Origin of the sequence: Xanthomonas sp. JAI131, from assembly GCF_013410075.1 — a bacterium.
Classification (GTDB): domain Bacteria; phylum Pseudomonadota; class Gammaproteobacteria; order Xanthomonadales; family Xanthomonadaceae; genus Xanthomonas_A; species Xanthomonas_A bonasiae.
Window position 1 is genome coordinate 351,343 of the sequence record NZ_JACCCN010000005.1, and the last position, 15,057, is coordinate 366,399.

Sequence of the window (15,057 nt, forward strand, 5' to 3'; positions counted from 1 at the left end):
CTGCGGTTCGATCCCGCAGCGGCCGGGTCTCGCGATCCGGCCGCTGCCGATGCATTGGCGCGCATGCGCCGCCTGCGGTGATGCCGGCATCGACGCTGGAAACCGCGGCACCCCGATCCGGGGTGCAGCGCTGTGGCGCTGCACGCGCAGCGACGCATCGGCGTTCGCCGGGATGCCGGCCGCAGGTGCAGCGCAGAGACAATCCGCGTAACCGAAACGGCGCTCGCTGTTGCGAGCGCCGTTCTCGTTGGTGCGCGAGCGCGAGCGACCCGCCGCGACCCTTCAGTCCTTCCGGTACACCACGCCGAGCTTGTCGATCGCGTCGCCGGCACGGCCGGTGAAGCCGGCGATGTGCCAGCCGCTGGGCGCGGTCAGCGTATAGGTCTCGCTGGTCGGCTTGCCCGCCTGCACGCTGCGGCCGGTGCTGGTGCGCAGGCTCAGCGAGAACACGCGGGTCGTGTCGTTGTACTTGCCGACGCTGACGGTGGCCGAGGTCAGCGTCTCGTTGGCGCCCAGCGACAGGGTGGTCGCCTGTCCGCCGGTGCCGCCGTGCGCGAGCAGCTTGCCGGTGTCCAGGATCGCGCCGACGTTGTCCAGGCGCTCGCCGCCACGCAGGGTGACCCCGCTGAGCGGACGCCCGCTGGCGCTGTCGGCCAGATCGTTGAACGGGATGCCGTGCGGGCCGCCGACCTGGTCGCTGGTGCGCACGTCGGTGCCCACCGCCCAGCCGAACTGCGCGTACAGCGGGTAGTGGTCGGACAGCGGCTTGCCGGCGCTGTCGTAGAACGTGCCGGGGTCGAGCTGGTAGCGGTTGGCGACCAGGGTCAGCTGCGGCGCATCGCGGTACAGGATCTTGTCGACCACTTCGCAGGCATTGGTCGGCGGCGTGCCGCACAGCAGCGGCTCGGCGCCGGCGGCCGGCGCGCTGCCCTTGACCAGTTCCACCCACGGATCGGTCAGCCCGTTGGCCGCGATCAGCGTGCGGATGTTGTCGTCGGCGCGGGTATAGCGGGTATTGGAATCCATCATCACCAGCACCGCGTTGCCGGCCGACCAGGTCTGGATGAACTGCGAGAGCTGGCCGATGTTGGCGCGGCGCGCGGACAGGTCGCCGGCTTCGGTGCCGGCGTTGGGATGGGCGTTGTACACGTCCAGCAGCACGCCGTCGGCCAGGCGCACGCGCATGTAGCTGAAGCCCTTCGGGGTCAGGCAGTCGGTGCCGTTGCACTGGTTCCACTTGACCCGGGTGAAGTCGCTGAAGGGATAGTTGCTCAGCGTGTTGAGGCCGTCGCCGATGGCGGCGCCGCCGCTGGTGGCGGTGCGGTAGGGATGCGCGTCGCCGGCGTACAGGGTGGCGTGGTAGTTGAAGTCCTCCTGCACGTGGACCAGGCCGTACGGCGCCAGTTTCGGTGCCAGCTGCGCGGTGTTGGCTGAAGGGTTGCTGCTGGAAATGCCTTCGGGCAGACCGGCCACGTTGTAGCTGAGGACGTCGAGCACGCCGGTGTCCGATTGCGCGTGCGCCGCGCCGGCACAGGCCAGGCTCACTCCGATGCCGAAGCTCACGAGGGTGCGTAGATGCTGGATCATGAATCGCCTCTTGCGGTGGTGGGGAACAGCGGCTGGCACGATGGCCAGGGAAGCGGCGCGGGATGCGCCGATGCGGCAGCCATGGCGCCGGCCGGCGGCCGGAGGCATGGCGTCATTCGCTCATGAAGTGCGGGTCGATCGCGGTGCCGATCAGCGCCGCCAGCGTCGGCAGCGCACAGTCGTAGTCCGGGGTGGCGCTGCTGCAGCCGGGAATGAACACCGGCGCGGATGGCGGCGGCGCCTGCAGCGTCAGCGCGCGCTGTTCGCGCAGCTGGGCCAGGCTCTGCGCGGTGTAGCGCAGGCGGATCACGCGTTGCCCATCGGCGCGGCGCCAGCGCTCGAACACCAGCGCGCCGCCGGGCACGGTCTGGTCCGGTTGGTAGCCGGGCAGTTGCCAGTGCAGATCGAGCATGCCGGCCAGCAGGGTCAGCGTGCCGTCGTGTCCGGAGACGACAACCAGCCGCGCGGCGCCGCCGATCGGCGCGGCATGCGCGGGGCTGTCGCTGCCTTGCTGCAGCGTGGCCAGCACGCGCGCGGCCAACGGCGAACTGGCCATGCGCGCCACCGTGGGCGCGCGCAGGCGCAGCGCGAACTCGGCCTGGTGCGGGGCGAACGCGCGCAGCAGGCTGGCTTCGTCCAGGCCTTGCCAACCCAGTGCGGCGAAGTCCTGGCCGTCGGCCCAGCCCATCAGCAGGCTTTCGCTGATACCGGAGGCCGCCGCCGCCGGGCCTTCGATGCCGGGAATGCCGTCTTCGCTGTCGCCCATCCGCGCCGCCACCGCGTCCAGGCGCTGCTTGCCGGCGTCCGCGTCGGCCGGGCACGGCCGCTGCGCGCACTGCAACAGCAGCTGCTGCAGCGTGTCGATCGCATCGCGCTGCGCCGCGTTCCAGGCGGCGGCGTCGCCGCCGATGCGGCCGGCGATGGCCGCGCGCATCAGCGCGGCCGCGGCGGGCGTGCGCAGGGCCGGCGCGCCGTCGAACAGCGGATCGGACGCGCCGTCGGCGACGCCGTGCACCTCGTTCGCGCAACCCGGCGTCAGCGTGCTCGCCAACGCCTGCGCCGAAGCGATGGTGCGCTGGGTGCGATTGGCCCAGTAGTAGGTGCTGGCGCAGGCGTCGCCGGCGAACAGGCCCTGCGGCGCATAGCGCGCGCGGTAGTAGGCGCCGAACAGCGCTTCCAGGCGCGCGCCGTTCTCGGTCAGGTGCCCGGCGGGGACGCCGAAGTGCGGCCATGGGCGCGCCGAGTAGTGGCCCAGCTGCTCCGGACTGGACATCGCCGAACGCACGCCGTGGCGCTTGAGGATCAGGACTTTTTCCAGGGTGTCCTGCGGTGCCGCGACGGCGGCGTGCGCGGCGGCGAACGGCAGCAGGGCGAGCGCGAGCAGCGCGGCGACGGCTAGGCGAGGGATCGATGGCATCGCATGTTTCCGGAAGAGGCGGTACGGCAAGGCGCGCCATGCCGCTGGCCGAGGCACCGGCCGGGAAGACGGGTCGGCGGACAGCGCCGCAGCGGGCGCTGCCGCCTTCGCGCGCGGCGCCGCACGACGGCGGCGACCGCGCGGGCACGGCTCAGAAGCGGGCGCGCAGGCCGACCGACCAGGTGCGGCCGTAGTCGGTGTAGCCGCCGAACAGATGGTCGCCGACGTACTGGCGCTGCACTTCGCCGGTGAGGTTGATCGCGTTGACGAACACCGACAGGCTGTCGTTGACCTTGTAGGCCACGTTCGCGTCCAGGCTGCCGAACTTGTCGCTGTTGAGCGTGGCGACGTTGGCGGTGCCGACCGCGTTGAGGATGTCGTCGCTCCAGCCGTAGCTGACCCGCGCCATCAGCGGTCCCTTCTCGTAGAACAGCACCGCGTTGTAGGTGTTCCTGGCCACGCCTTCCAGGCTGTCGGTGAAGGTGCGGGTGCCGTCGCGGTAGCTGGCCTCGCTGTCGGTCCAGGTGTAGTTGAGCTGCATGCCCAGTCCGTCCAGCGGCACCGGCAGGCCGGCGAACACCTGCTGGTAGGCCACTTCGGCGCCCTTGACCTTGGCCTCGCTGCCGTTGGTCTTGGACGACAGCAGATAGGTCTGGCCCTGGTAGACCAGGTTCGACATCTGGGTCTGGATGAAGCTGGAGATGTCCTTGTAGAACACGCCGCCGGTCAGCGCCGAGGTGCCGTCGATGTACCACTCGAAGGTCAGGTCGTACTGCCACGCCTCGAACGGCTTGAGCCCGGGATTGCCGCCGCTGGCGGTGAGGATCTCGCCGCTGGAGTTGAAGGTGAGCTTGGACGACAGGTCGGTAAGGTCGGGGCGGGTGATGACTTTGGCCGCGGAGCCGCGCAGCACCATGTCTTCGCGCACGTCCCAGGCGGCGTTGAACGAGGGCAGCACGTTGTTGTAGCTGCGCTCGAAATGCACCGGCTGCGCGGTGCCGTTGACGTCTGCGTGGCCGTCGGTGGTCTGTTCGGTGCGCACCAGGCGCACGCCGAGATTGCCGCGCAGGGCGCGGCCGGCCAGTTCGCTGCCGAAATCGGCCATGGCGTAGGCCGAGCCGATCTTTTCCTTCACCTCGTAGGAGTTCTGCAGGTCGGCGCTGTTGGGCGTATTGGCCAGGTCCGCGGCGGTCGGCCAGTTGCCCCAGAAGGTGGATTCGATCGGCGCCAGCCATTGCCGCGGCAGGTTGCCGTTGGCGTCGGCGAGCATGTCGTCCACCGGCAGCGCGGTGAAGTTGCCGGCCGGGAAACGCACGCCGGCGATGCTGTTGAGCAGCAGATCGGCGCGGTCGTAGCTGCGCGAGCGCTGGCGGTATTTTGCGCCGACCTTGAGGTCGCGGAAGAAGTCGCCGTCGAGCGCGCGCTTGGCGTCGAACTGCAGCGCGTCCTCCTTGTCGCGCGCGTCGATCTCGCGCCATTCCAGGCGCCGTCCGGCCACGGTGGACGGGTTGTTCGGATCGAAGCCGTTGGTGAAGCTCCAGTCGGGCACGTTGTCGCCGTCGGCCTGCGGCATCTCCACGCGCATCGACAGATTGGTGCCGCTGCGCAGGCGGGTGCGCCGGATCGGGTCCGAATCGTAGCTGTGCGCCTGCGAGTGGAACGCCACCGCGCCCAGCGTCCAGCGATCGCCGCTCCAGGTGCTGGACAGGCGCGCGCTGCGGTTATCGTCGGTGATGCCGGAGGTCTCGCGCGAGATCTGCACCTGGCCGTTGCGGTAGTCGAAACCGGTGATGCCGCCGTGCTCGACGCGAATGTTGCTCATCTTCGCCAGGCTGTCGAAGCCCACGCCCATGCTGTACTCGTCGTAGTGCACGGTCTGCTTGGCGTAGAGCAGGTCCAGGTTGGTCTCCCATGCCGCGCTCGGTTTCCATTGCAGCGAGGCGGCCACGCCGGTGCGCTCGCGCTGCTCCAGTTCCAGCGTCGGACGCAGGCCGGTCGGCGCGTAATAGGCGCCGGGCGCGCCCGGCACGCCGTTGGGGTAGTAGTCCCAGCTCACTTCGTTGACCCGGTCCTGGCGCAGGCTGCGCTGCGCGTAGGCGCCGGAGATCAGCATGCCGAAGCTGCCGTCGGCGTTGACCCAGTTGAACAGGCCGGACACGCGTGGATCGTTGGCGTGGGTGCGCTGCGCCTGGCTCGATTCCAGCGACAGGTTGGTCAGGGTCTTGCCCAGTTCCAGCGGACGGAACGTGCGCACGTTGACGATGCCGCCGATCGCGCCTTCGTCCAGGTCGGCGGTGGGACTCTTGATCACCTCCAGGCCGGACACCAGTTCGGCCGGTAGGGTGTCGTAGCGGAACTGGCGGCCGGTCTGGCCGGAGGTGCGCACGTTCTCGTTGACCGCCATGGTCTGGCCGTTGAGCGTGGTGACCTGGAAGTTCGGGCCCAGGCCGCGCACGCGCACGTACACGCCTTCGCCGCGGTCGCGCACGATCGACACGCCGGGCACGCGCTGCAGCGCTTCGGCCACGTTCTGCGCCGGCAGCTTGCCGATGTCCTCGGCGGCGATCACGTCGACCACGCTGTCGGCGTAGCGCTTCTCGCGCAACGCGGCGCTGAGGCTGCCGGCGTAGCTGCCCAGCACCTGGATGCGGTCCAGTTCCTTCACCGGCGCGTCCGCCGTGGGCGCGGCGGCCGGCATTGCGGCGGATGCCGCTGGCGGTGCCGCCTGCGCCGCGTCGGCCTCTGCGCCTGCGGCTTCGATCGTCACCGTGGTCGGGTTGAGATAGCGGTAGCGCAGGCCGGTGCCGTCGAGCAATTGCCGCAGGGCCTGTTCCGGCGTGGCGCCGGCGCTGGTGCCGCGGGTCTGCGGATTGCCGGCCACGCCCGCGGCATAGACGAACTGCAGTCCGCTCTGCCGCGACAGGGTGTTGAGCGCGCGCGCCAACGGCTGTGCGGGAATCGCATCGACCGCGACGGGCGTGGTCTGGGCGCCGGCGGTACCGGCATGCAGGGCGAGGGCGATGGAAAGGAACAGGGTGCGGCGCATCGTCGTTGTCCAGTGGGAGCGGAAGGTGGGGCGCAGCGCTGCCGCAAGGGCGGAATGCTGCGTTGTGCCTGGACTACGAGGATCGACAGCGACGATCGGGCACCGCTTTTCGATGAATTTTCTGTGACACGTGCGTGGGGGCGAGGCCGATCGGTCGTTTTCTCCGCTGGTCGCGCGCGCGCGCGTGCGAACGAACGCTCGCGCCATGACCGGGTGCGCGCTGGGCGGTGGTGGGTGGCGCGTCTGCACGCGTAGTGCCACGGCGCTCGCGGTTGCGCCGCGATCTGACCAGGCGCGCAGACGTCGGTCGCCGCGTTCGGCGACCGACGCCGCGGTCAGCGTGCGACCGGTCGCGGCGCGGCGCGGCTGCCGACGCGGATCGCATCGGCGCTGACGGTGACGCGCAACGTCGGTTGGTCGGCGAGGAACGCGCGCAGCGAGGCGATGTCATCGCCTCGCAGGTTGCCGGTCAGGCGCATCGCGCCGGCGGCGGTGTCGTCGATCAGCAGGCGGGTGCGGTTGAGCCGGTTGAAATCCTCGGCGACGTTGGCCAGCGGTTCGTCGCGGAACACGATGCGGCGTTGCCACCAGGCATGCATCGCGGCGACATCCTCGCTGGCCAGTTCGACCCGGCCGCTGGCAGCGTCGACGCGCGCGCTCTGCCCGGCGCCGAGATCGGCCAGCATCGGCTGCCGCGGGCGATCGGCGCGCCATACGTGCACGCGGCCCTCGGCCACGTCGATGCGTGCCTGCTGCCGGTACAGGGCGATATCGAAGGTGGTGCCGATGTCCTCGACCCGCAGCGCGCCGGCCAGCACCTGCAGCGGGCGCCGATCCGGCGCGACCACGAAGCTGGCCTGGCCATGCAGCAGCTGCAGGCGCCGGCTCCACGGGGTCATCGTCGCGCGCAGCGCGCTTTGCGCGTTGAGGTGCACGGTGCTGCGATCGGCCAGTTGCACGCTGCGCTGTTCGCCGTGCGCGGTGCTGTAGGTCGTGGTGCGCGGCCAGGCCCAGGCGGCCAGTACCGCCACGCCGCACAGCGCCGCGGCCAGGCCCATGCCCCAGCCGCGCAGGCGCGCGTGCCGGCCTGCGGAGCGGGAAATTTGCGCGGCAGGGCGCGGCGGCCGTTGCGGCAGTGGCAGCGCGATCACGTTGCGCGGCGCTGCGTCGGTGTCGGCGCGACGGTCGGCGTCGAGCAGCGCGTCCACATCCAGGTCCATGCCGCGCATGGCCTCGCCCAGTTCGCCGGCCACGCGCAGCACCGCCATGTATTCGCGCAGGTGCAGCGGCGATGCGGTCAGCCAGTCCATGAGCTGCGCCTGCTGGCTCGCGTCCAGCGCCTGCATGCGTTGCAGGGCATGCCAGTGCGCGGCCTCGGCAGTGGCGCTGCGCGGCGGGAAGGCGGCCTTGTTCACCAGCTTTCTCCGCTCTCGGCCAGCGCCCGCCGGCACGCCGACAGCCCGCGCACCACGTGCTTCTTGACCATGTGCGCGGACACGCCCATGCGTTCGGCGATCTGCTTGTAGCTGAGGCCGTCGCGGTACTGCATCACCAGCACCGCGCGGGTGCGTTCGGGCAAGCCGGCCAGCAGGGCCTGCAGGCGCTGTTGCCGCTGCTGTCGCTGTGCCGTGTCTTCCACGTCGTCCCCTGCGGCCAGCAATTGCGAAAACTGCTCCATCTCGTCGATGCGCAGCGGCGCCTGCTTGCGCCGCGCGGCCTGTTCGCGCGCCAGGTTCAGCGCCACCGTGTACAGGTAGGCCTCGGGATTGGCGATCGCCTCGCCCTGGTGCTGGTGCGCGCGCAGCAGGCGCAGATAGGTTTCCTGCACCATGTCCTCGGCGTCCTCGTTGGCGCCGCGGCGCACGAAGAAGCCGCGCAGCACCGGACCGTGTTCCGCGAACATGCGCGCCCACGCGCGCTTGGGATGTGCCGCCACCGACCTGCCTTGCCCCTTGGATGCGGCGCAGGCTAGAGGCTGCGGATGACGTTTCGGTGACGGGCTGCGTGTCCGATCCTTGGACAGGGCTTTCGCGGAGAAGCCTGATGGCATGCGGCCAGGGCTGTGCCGGATATCGATTTTTGTAGGAGCGGCTTCAGCCGCGACAGGCGCTACCGGTAAGGCCTGTCGCGGCTGAAGCCGCTCCTACAACAGCGCGGCGCTAGTGCGAATCGCGCGCCACGTCGGCGCCGCTGCCGCCGACCAGGAAATCCAGGTCCGCGCCCAGGTGCGCCTGCTGCACGTGCTCGACGTACAGCTTGCTCCAGCCGCGCAGCGGCGTCGGCAGCGGCGTCCATTCGCTGCGCCGGCGCAGCAGTTCCTCGTCGCTGACCTCCAGGTGCAGCGAACGTCCGGGCACGTCCAGTTCGATGATGTCGCCGTCGCGCACCAGCGCCAGGGTGCCGCCGGTGGCGGCTTCGGGCGAGGCGTGCAGGACCACGGTGCCGTAGGCGGTGCCGCTCATGCGCGCATCGGAGATGCGCACCATGTCGGTGACGCCGGCGCGCAGCAGTTTCGGCGGCAGCGGCATGTTGCCGACCTCGGCCATGCCGGGGTAGCCGCGCGGGCCGCAGTTCTTCAGCACCATGATGCAGTCGGCATCGATGTCCAGCGCTTCGTCGTCGATGCGCGCCTTCATGTCCTCGATGCTTTCGAACACCACCGCGCGGCCGCGGTGCCGCAGCAGGTGCGGCGAGGCGGCCGAGGGCTTGATCACCGCGCCGTCCGGGGCCAGGTTGCCGCGCAGCACGGCGATGCCGGCCTGTTCGCGGAACGGCGTGTCCAGCGCATGGATCACCTCGCGGTTCCAGCACGGCGCGTCGGCCACGTTCTCGCCGAGGGTGCGGCCATTGACGGTGAGCGCGTCCAGGTCCAGCTCGGCGCCGAGTTCGCGCATCACCGCCGGCAAGCCGCCGGCGTAGTAGAAATCTTCCATCAGGTACTGGCCGGACGGTTTCAGGTTGACCAGGCACGGCAGCCGCGACCCCAACTGGTCCCAGTCGTCCAGGCTCAGCGGCACGCCCAGGCGCCCGGCGATGGCGAGCAGGTGGATCACCGCATTGGTGGAGCCGCCGATCGCCGCGTTGACCTTGATCGCGTTCGCGAACGCGGACCGGGTCAGCACCTGCGACATGCGCAGGTCTTCCTCGACCATCTGCACGATGCGCCGGCCGCTGAGCCGCGCCAGCCGCGCGCGGCGCGCATCGACCGCCGGGATCGCCGCGTTCTCCGGCAGCGAGATGCCCAGCGCTTCGACCATGCTGGCCATCGTCGAGGCGGTGCCCATGGTCATGCAGCTGCCCTTGGAGCGCTGCATGCAGGCTTCGGCCTCGACGAACTCGTCCTGGCTCAGGGTGCCGGCGCGGACCATCTCCGACATCTGGATCACCCCGGTGCCCGAACCCAGCGGCTGCCCGCGCCAATTGCCGGACAGCGACGGGCCGCCGGACAGGCCGATGGTCGGCAGATCCACGCTGGCCGCGCCCATCAGCAGCGACGGGGTGGTCTTGTCGCAGCCCATCAGCAGCACCACGCCGTCGAGCGGATTGGCGCGGATCGATTCCTCCACGTCCATGCTGGCCAGGTTGCGGAACAGCATCGCAGTGGGCAGCATCTGCGTCTCGCCCAGCGACATCACCGGGAATTCCAGCGGGAAGCCGCCGGCCTCGTAGACGCCGCGTTTGACGTGCTCGGCCAGCTCGCGCAGGTGGCCGTTGCACGGGGTCAGCTCCGACCAGGTGTTGCAGATCCCGATCACCGGGCGCCCGTCGAACATGTCGTGCGGGTGGCCCGCGCTCTTGAGCCAGCTGCGGTAGTAGAAACCCTGCTTGCCTTCGCGACCGAACCACGCCTGGCTGCGGCGGACCGGTTTGGTGGGTGAGCCCATGCTGGCGGAATCCTCGAGACCTGATCGGCCCGGATCGGTGCCTGCGCGGCGTCGCCCGGGTGCTTTACGTCGGCGATGCTAGCGGGCATATTGATACATGAAAAATAACAAATATCTGACTATGGATATTTGTTTTCATATATCGAAATCCTATCCACCTAGAGCGAAACGGCATGGACAACACGGCAAGCGCGGCGTCTCCCGGCATCGGCAACGCAACCTACGGCAGCCTGCACGGCCGCCGCGTCTTCATCACCGGCGGCGGGTCGGGCATCGGCGCGGCGTTGGTCGAGGCCTTTGCCGGGCAGGGGGCGCAGGTCGCCTTCGTCGACGTGGCCGCCGAGGCCAGCGCGGCGCTGGCCGAGCGGCTGGCCGCGGCCGGCCTGGCCAAGCCGTGGTGGCGCCGTTGCGACGTCACCGACGTGGCCGCGCTGCAGGCGGCGCTGGGCGAGGCCGCCGCCGAGTTGGGCGATTTCCACGTGCTGCTCAACAACGTCGGCAGCGACGACCGGCACGCGCTGGACGCGGTGACCCCGGAGTACTGGGAGCGCTGCGTGGCGATCAACCAGCGCGCCGCGTTCTTCGCGATCCAGGCGGCGGTGCCGGGCATGAAGCGGCTCGGTGGCGGTTCGATCGTCAATCTCGGCTCCACCGGCTGGCAGACCAAGACCGGCGGCTATCCGGTCTACGCCACCGCCAAGTCGTCGGTGAACGGACTGACCCGCGGCCTGGCGCGCGAACTGGGCGCGGCGCGGATCCGGGTCAACGTGCTGACCCCGGGCTGGGTGATGACCGAACGCCAGGTCACGCTGTGGCTGGACGAGGCCGGCGAGCGCGAACTGGCGCGCAACCAGTGCCTGCCGGACAAGGTGATGCCGGAGGACATCGCGCGCATGGCGCTGTTCCTGGCTTCGGACGAGTCGCGCGCGATCACCGCGCAGGAGTTCGTGGTGGATGGTGGGTGGACCTGAGCGAGCGGGTGCATCGCTGACATGTCGGAGGGGCTTGGCTCCGCCGATCGTTGAAACGGTCGCGCTTCCAGGCTCCGCTCGTCGCGACTGAAGTCGCTCCCACAAGATGGTCGCGATTGCCTGGCGGGTTGCAGGGTGGGAGGGCTTCGGCTCCGATGGTTTGGCGGCGCGCATGGGCTGCGGCTGCGTTCGGTCGCGGCTGAAGCCGCTCCTACAGGGGGTTGCGGTTGGTCGGCTGCGTGCACTGTGGGCGGGGCTTCAGCCCCGACGGTGTGCGCAGACGGAATGTCTACCGCTACGTTCGGTCGCGGCTGAAGCCGCTCCTACAGGGGGTTGCGGTTGGTTGGCTGGGTGCACTGTGGGAGGGGCTTCGGCCCCCGACGGTGTGCGCAGACGGAATGTTTACCGCTGCGTTCGGTCGCGGCTGAAGCCGCTCCTACAGGGGTTTGCGGTTGACCGGCTGGGTGCACTGTAGGAGGGGCTTCAGCCCCGACCTCATCCTTCGGTTCGCGCATCCGCCGGCGCCAGCGCATCCTCGGCCGGCGCGACGTAGCCATACACCGGCCCGGCGGCCGCCTGCAGGGCCTGCAGCATGATCCGCGCGCCGGGCGACAGCAGCCAGTCGGTGCGGGTGATGATGCCGAACGCGTCCATCCGGCACGACAGTTCCACCGGCACGATCGCCACGCTGCCGTGGTCGGCGAAATGCCGGGCCACGTCCACCGGCACCACCGCCAGGTAGTCGCCCAGGCGCAGCAGCTGCGGCAGCACCACCAGCGCCGAGGTCTCCACCACCCGCTTCGGCGGCTCCAGCCCGGCGTTCTGGAACATCAGCTCGAAGCGGTGGCGCAGCACGCTGCCGTCCGGCGGCACGATCCAGCCGGCGTCGGCCAGTTCGCGCAGCGCCGGCTGCGGCATCGCCAGGATCGGGTGGCCGGGGCGGGCGATCGCGCACACCTCTTCCTCGGCCAGCGCCTGGTAGTGCAGGTTGCGCTTGTCGTGGCGCGCGAACAGCCGCGCCACCACGATGTCGAGCTTGTTCTGCGCCAGTTGCTCCAGCAGCACGTCGCTGCCGTCCACGCGTAGCGCCACGCGCAGCAGCGGATGCTGTTCGGTGACCTGGGCCAGCGCGGCCGGCAGCAGGGTCATCGCCGGCCCGGCGATGGCGCCGACGCTGACGCTGCCGAAATAGCCGGCCTTCAACGCCTCGATCTCGGCGCCGGCCTCGCCCAGGCTGGACAGGGCGATGCGCGCGTGGCGGATCATCGCCTCGCCGTACCAGGTCGGGCGCATGCCGCGCGGCAGCCGCTCGAACAGCGGCACCTCCATCATGTCCTCCAGGTCCTTGAGCAGCTTGGACGCGGCCGGCTGCGACATGTTCAAGGTCTCGGCGGCGCGATGGATGTTGCCTTCCTCCTCGATCGCCAGCAGCAGCATCAATTGCCGGGTCTTCAGGCGGGCGCGGACGAACCAGGGCGTGGCGGCAGGCATGGCGGCCCTATGCATATGAATGTTCGTATACATTAAGCCAAAAACGATATTTGTTGCATATAGGTCATCCGGCCAGAATAGAACCGCATCCGCGGCACCGGCGGTCTGTGCTGCCGCGCGGCTCTTTCGTATTCCGACAGGCGACCGATTCATGCGATTGATCCAACTGCTCGACGAGTCCGGCATCCCCAGCGTGGGCGCGGTGGCGGCGGACGGCACCCAGGTGCGCCTGCTGCGCGAAGTCGGCTCGACCTATGCGCTGGCCAACGCCGCGCTCGCCGCCGGCCTCGGCCTGGACGACTACGCCACGCATCAACTCGGCGACATCGTGCTCGACTACGCCGAACTGCTGGCGAACCACCGCGTGCTGTCGCCGCTGACCCATCCGGACCCGGCGCACTGCCGCGTCACCGGCACCGGCCTGACCCACCTGGGCAGCGCCGCCACCCGCGACGCGATGCACCAGAACCTGCAGCAGCAGGCCGACCAGGGCACGCTCACCGATTCGATGAAGATCTTCCAGCTCGGCGTGGAAGGCGGCATCCCGCGCGACGGCCAGCCCGGCGCGCAGCCGGAATGGTTCTACAAGGGCGACGGCAGCATCCTGGTCGCGCCGGGCGCACCGCTGCCGTCGCCGGATTTCGCGCTGGACGGCGGCGAGGAGCCGGAGTTGGTCGGGCTGTACGTGATCGGCGCCGACGGCGTGCCGTACCGGCTCGGCTTCGCGCTGGGCAACGAGTTCTCCGACCACGTCACCGAGCGCCAGAACTATCTGTACCTGGCCCATTCCAAGCTGCGCGCCTGCGCGGTCGGGCCGGAGCTGCGCAGCGGCGAACTGCCGCGCGACCTGCGCGGCAGCAGCCGCATCCGCCGCGGCGATGCGGTGATCTGGGAGAAGCCCTTCGTCACCGGCGAGGCCAACATGTGCCATTCGCTGGCCAATCTGGAATACCACCATTTCAAGTACGCAGCGCATCGCGTGCCCGGCGACGTGCACCTGCACTTCTTCGGCACCGCCACGCTGAGCTTCGCCGACGGCGTGCAGGCCGAGCCGGGCGACCGCTTCGAGATCGAACTGCCGGAGCTGGGCGCGGCCCTGGTCAATCCGCTGCAGCGGGTGTCGGCCGGGTTCGAACTGGGCGGCGTGCGCGCGCTGTAACCGAACAGGAGAACGGCATGAGCCAACGTTTCCAGAGCTATATCGACGGCCAGTGGGTGGCCGGCAGCGACATCGCAGCGGACGAGAACCCATCCGACCTGTCCGCGCCGGTCGGCGAGGTCGGCAGCGTCGACGCCGACGCGGTGCGCGGCGCGATCGCCGCGGCCAACGCGGCGCAGGCCAAGTGGGCGGCGAGCACGCCGCAGCAGCGCGCCGACGCACTCGAGTTCGTCGGCAGCGAGATCCTGGCGCGCAAGCAGGAACTGGGCACTCTGCTGGCGTCCGAAGAAGGCAAGACTCTGCCGGAGAGCATCGGCGAGGCCGCGCGCGCCGGGCAGATCTTCAAGTTCTTCGCCGGCGAGGCGCTGCGCATTCCCGGCGAAAAGCTCGCCTCCACCCGCCCCGGAGTGGACGTGGAGATCACCCGCGAGCCGGTCGGCACGGTCGGCATCATCGCGCCGTGGAATTTCCCGCTGGCGATCCCGGCGTGGAAGATCGCCCCGGCGCTGGCCTACGGCAACACCGTGGTGTTCAAGCCGGCCGAGATCGTGCCCGGCTGCGCCTGGGCGCTGGCCGAGATTCTCGGCCGCGCCGGCCTGCCCAGCGGCGCGTTCAACCTGGTGATCGGCAGCGGCCGCACCGTCGGCCAGGCGCTGGTCGAGGACCGCGGCATCGATGCGCTGAGCTTCACCGGCTCGGTGCCCACCGGCAACCACCTGCTCAAGCAGGCCGCCGCGCGCGGGCTGAAGATCCAGCTGGAAATGGGCGGCAAGAATCCGCTGGTGGTGCTGGCCGATGCGGACCTGGACCTGGCGGTGGAGATCGCGGTCAACGGCGCCTACTTCTCCACCGGCCAGCGCTGCACCGCCTCCAGCCGCCTGATCGTGGAGCGCGCGGTCTACGACGACTTCGTCGCGCGCGTGAGCAAGCGCCTGGCCACGCTGAAGATCGGCCATGCGCTGACCCCGGGCATCGATATCGGCCCGGTCGCCAGCGCCAGCCAGTTCGCGCAGGACCGCGACTACGTGCGCATCGCCCAGGAAGAAGGCGCCGAGCTGGTGTACGGCGGCGACGCACTGGAATGCGAGCACCAGGGCCACTACATGCGCCCGGCGCTGATCGCCGCGCAGCCGCAGCACCGCATCGCGCGCGAGGAAGTGTTCGGCCCGGTCGCGGCGGTGATGCCGGCCGACGACTACGAGCACGCGCTGGCGCTGGCCAACGACACCGAATTCGGCCTGTGCGCCGGCATCGCCACGCGCTCGCTGCAGCACGCCACGCATTTCAAGCGGCATGCGCAGGCCGGCATGGTGATGGTCAACCTGCCCACCGCCGGGGTCGATCCGCACGTGCCGTTCGGCGGGCGCAAGGCCTCCAGCTATGGCCCGCGTGAGCAGGGCCGCTATGCGGTGGAGTTCTATACGACGGTCAAGACGGCCTATACATTCGCGGGATGAACTGATCGATCCATTCGCGCGCCTGCCTGGGAGGGTGGGCGGCCG

The 15,057-nt window shown here is 70.1% G+C and carries 10 protein-coding genes; 3 read left to right on the top strand and 7 right to left on the bottom strand.

Annotated features, from left to right (window positions below; all coding sequences use genetic code 11):
* Positions 1–282: 282 nt before the first annotated feature.
* The 6 genes from HDC36_RS21120 to HDC36_RS21145 all read right to left on the bottom strand — a co-directional run bounded on the left by HDC36_RS21120 (position 283) and on the right by HDC36_RS21145 (position 9,934).
* Positions 283–1,587: a jacalin-like lectin gene (locus HDC36_RS21120; protein WP_179570820.1), complete on the bottom strand. Its 1,305-nt coding sequence runs from the start codon at positions 1,585–1,587 to the stop codon at positions 283–285.
* 112 nt (positions 1,588–1,699) lie between these two features.
* The gene (locus tag HDC36_RS21125; protein ID WP_179570821.1) at positions 1,700–3,004 is read right to left on the bottom strand and encodes a histidine-type phosphatase; all 1,305 of its coding nucleotides are present in this window, start codon (positions 3,002–3,004) and stop codon (positions 1,700–1,702) included.
* Between the two features lie 151 nt (positions 3,005–3,155).
* Entirely contained in the window at positions 3,156–6,050 is a 2,895-nt protein-coding gene (locus HDC36_RS21130) for a TonB-dependent receptor (RefSeq protein ID WP_179570822.1), read from the bottom strand.
* Positions 6,051–6,385: 335 nt separating this feature from the next.
* The gene (locus HDC36_RS21135; RefSeq protein ID WP_179570890.1) at positions 6,386–7,396 is read right to left on the bottom strand and encodes a FecR domain-containing protein; all 1,011 of its coding nucleotides are present in this window, start codon (positions 7,394–7,396) and stop codon (positions 6,386–6,388) included.
* Positions 7,397–7,461: 65 nt separating this feature from the next.
* Positions 7,462–7,986, bottom strand: coding sequence for an RNA polymerase sigma factor (locus tag HDC36_RS21140; protein WP_179570823.1), 525 nt, complete (start codon positions 7,984–7,986; stop codon positions 7,462–7,464).
* Between the two features lie 223 nt (positions 7,987–8,209).
* On the bottom strand, positions 8,210–9,934 hold the full coding sequence (locus HDC36_RS21145; protein ID WP_179570824.1) for an IlvD/Edd family dehydratase: 1,725 nt from the start codon (positions 9,932–9,934) through the stop codon (positions 8,210–8,212).
* A gap of 173 nt (positions 9,935–10,107) precedes the next feature.
* Here HDC36_RS21145 and HDC36_RS21150 point away from each other — a divergent pair, with 173 nt between their 5' ends.
* Positions 10,108–10,905: an SDR family oxidoreductase gene (locus HDC36_RS21150; RefSeq protein WP_179570825.1), complete on the top strand. Its 798-nt coding sequence runs from the start codon at positions 10,108–10,110 to the stop codon at positions 10,903–10,905.
* Between the two features lie 495 nt (positions 10,906–11,400).
* Here the strand turns inward: HDC36_RS21150 and HDC36_RS21155 are convergent, their stop codons facing one another.
* Positions 11,401–12,396: a LysR substrate-binding domain-containing protein gene (locus HDC36_RS21155; protein ID WP_179570826.1), complete on the bottom strand. Its 996-nt coding sequence runs from the start codon at positions 12,394–12,396 to the stop codon at positions 11,401–11,403.
* 151 nt (positions 12,397–12,547) lie between these two features.
* On the opposite strand from HDC36_RS21155, the gene araD1 reads away from it, so the two are divergent.
* Positions 12,548–13,555: an AraD1 family protein gene (gene araD1 / locus HDC36_RS21160; protein WP_179570827.1), complete on the top strand. Its 1,008-nt coding sequence runs from the start codon at positions 12,548–12,550 to the stop codon at positions 13,553–13,555.
* 17 nt (positions 13,556–13,572) lie between these two features.
* Complete coding sequence (locus HDC36_RS21165; RefSeq protein WP_179570828.1) at positions 13,573–15,012, top strand: aldehyde dehydrogenase family protein; 1,440 nt, start codon at positions 13,573–13,575, stop codon at positions 15,010–15,012.
* The last annotated feature ends 45 nt before the right edge of the window (positions 15,013–15,057 follow it).

Coding starts and splice junctions, on each gene's coding strand:
- HDC36_RS21120 (WP_179570820.1), bottom strand. CDS start 1,587: ATGATCCAGCATCTACGCACCCTCGTGAGCTTCGGCATCGGAGTGAGC.
- HDC36_RS21125 (WP_179570821.1), bottom strand. CDS start 3,004: ATGCCATCGATCCCTCGCCTAGCCGTCGCCGCGCTGCTCGCGCTCGCC.
- HDC36_RS21130 (WP_179570822.1), bottom strand. CDS start 6,050: ATGCGCCGCACCCTGTTCCTTTCCATCGCCCTCGCCCTGCATGCCGGT.
- HDC36_RS21135 (WP_179570890.1), bottom strand. CDS start 7,396: ATGCAGGCGCTGGACGCGAGCCAGCAGGCGCAGCTCATGGACTGGCTG.
- HDC36_RS21145 (WP_179570824.1), bottom strand. CDS start 9,934: ATGGGCTCACCCACCAAACCGGTCCGCCGCAGCCAGGCGTGGTTCGGT.
- HDC36_RS21150 (WP_179570825.1), top strand. CDS start 10,108: ATGGACAACACGGCAAGCGCGGCGTCTCCCGGCATCGGCAACGCAACC.
- HDC36_RS21155 (WP_179570826.1), bottom strand. CDS start 12,396: ATGCCTGCCGCCACGCCCTGGTTCGTCCGCGCCCGCCTGAAGACCCGG.
- araD1 (WP_179570827.1), top strand. CDS start 12,548: ATGCGATTGATCCAACTGCTCGACGAGTCCGGCATCCCCAGCGTGGGC.
- HDC36_RS21165 (WP_179570828.1), top strand. CDS start 13,573: ATGAGCCAACGTTTCCAGAGCTATATCGACGGCCAGTGGGTGGCCGGC.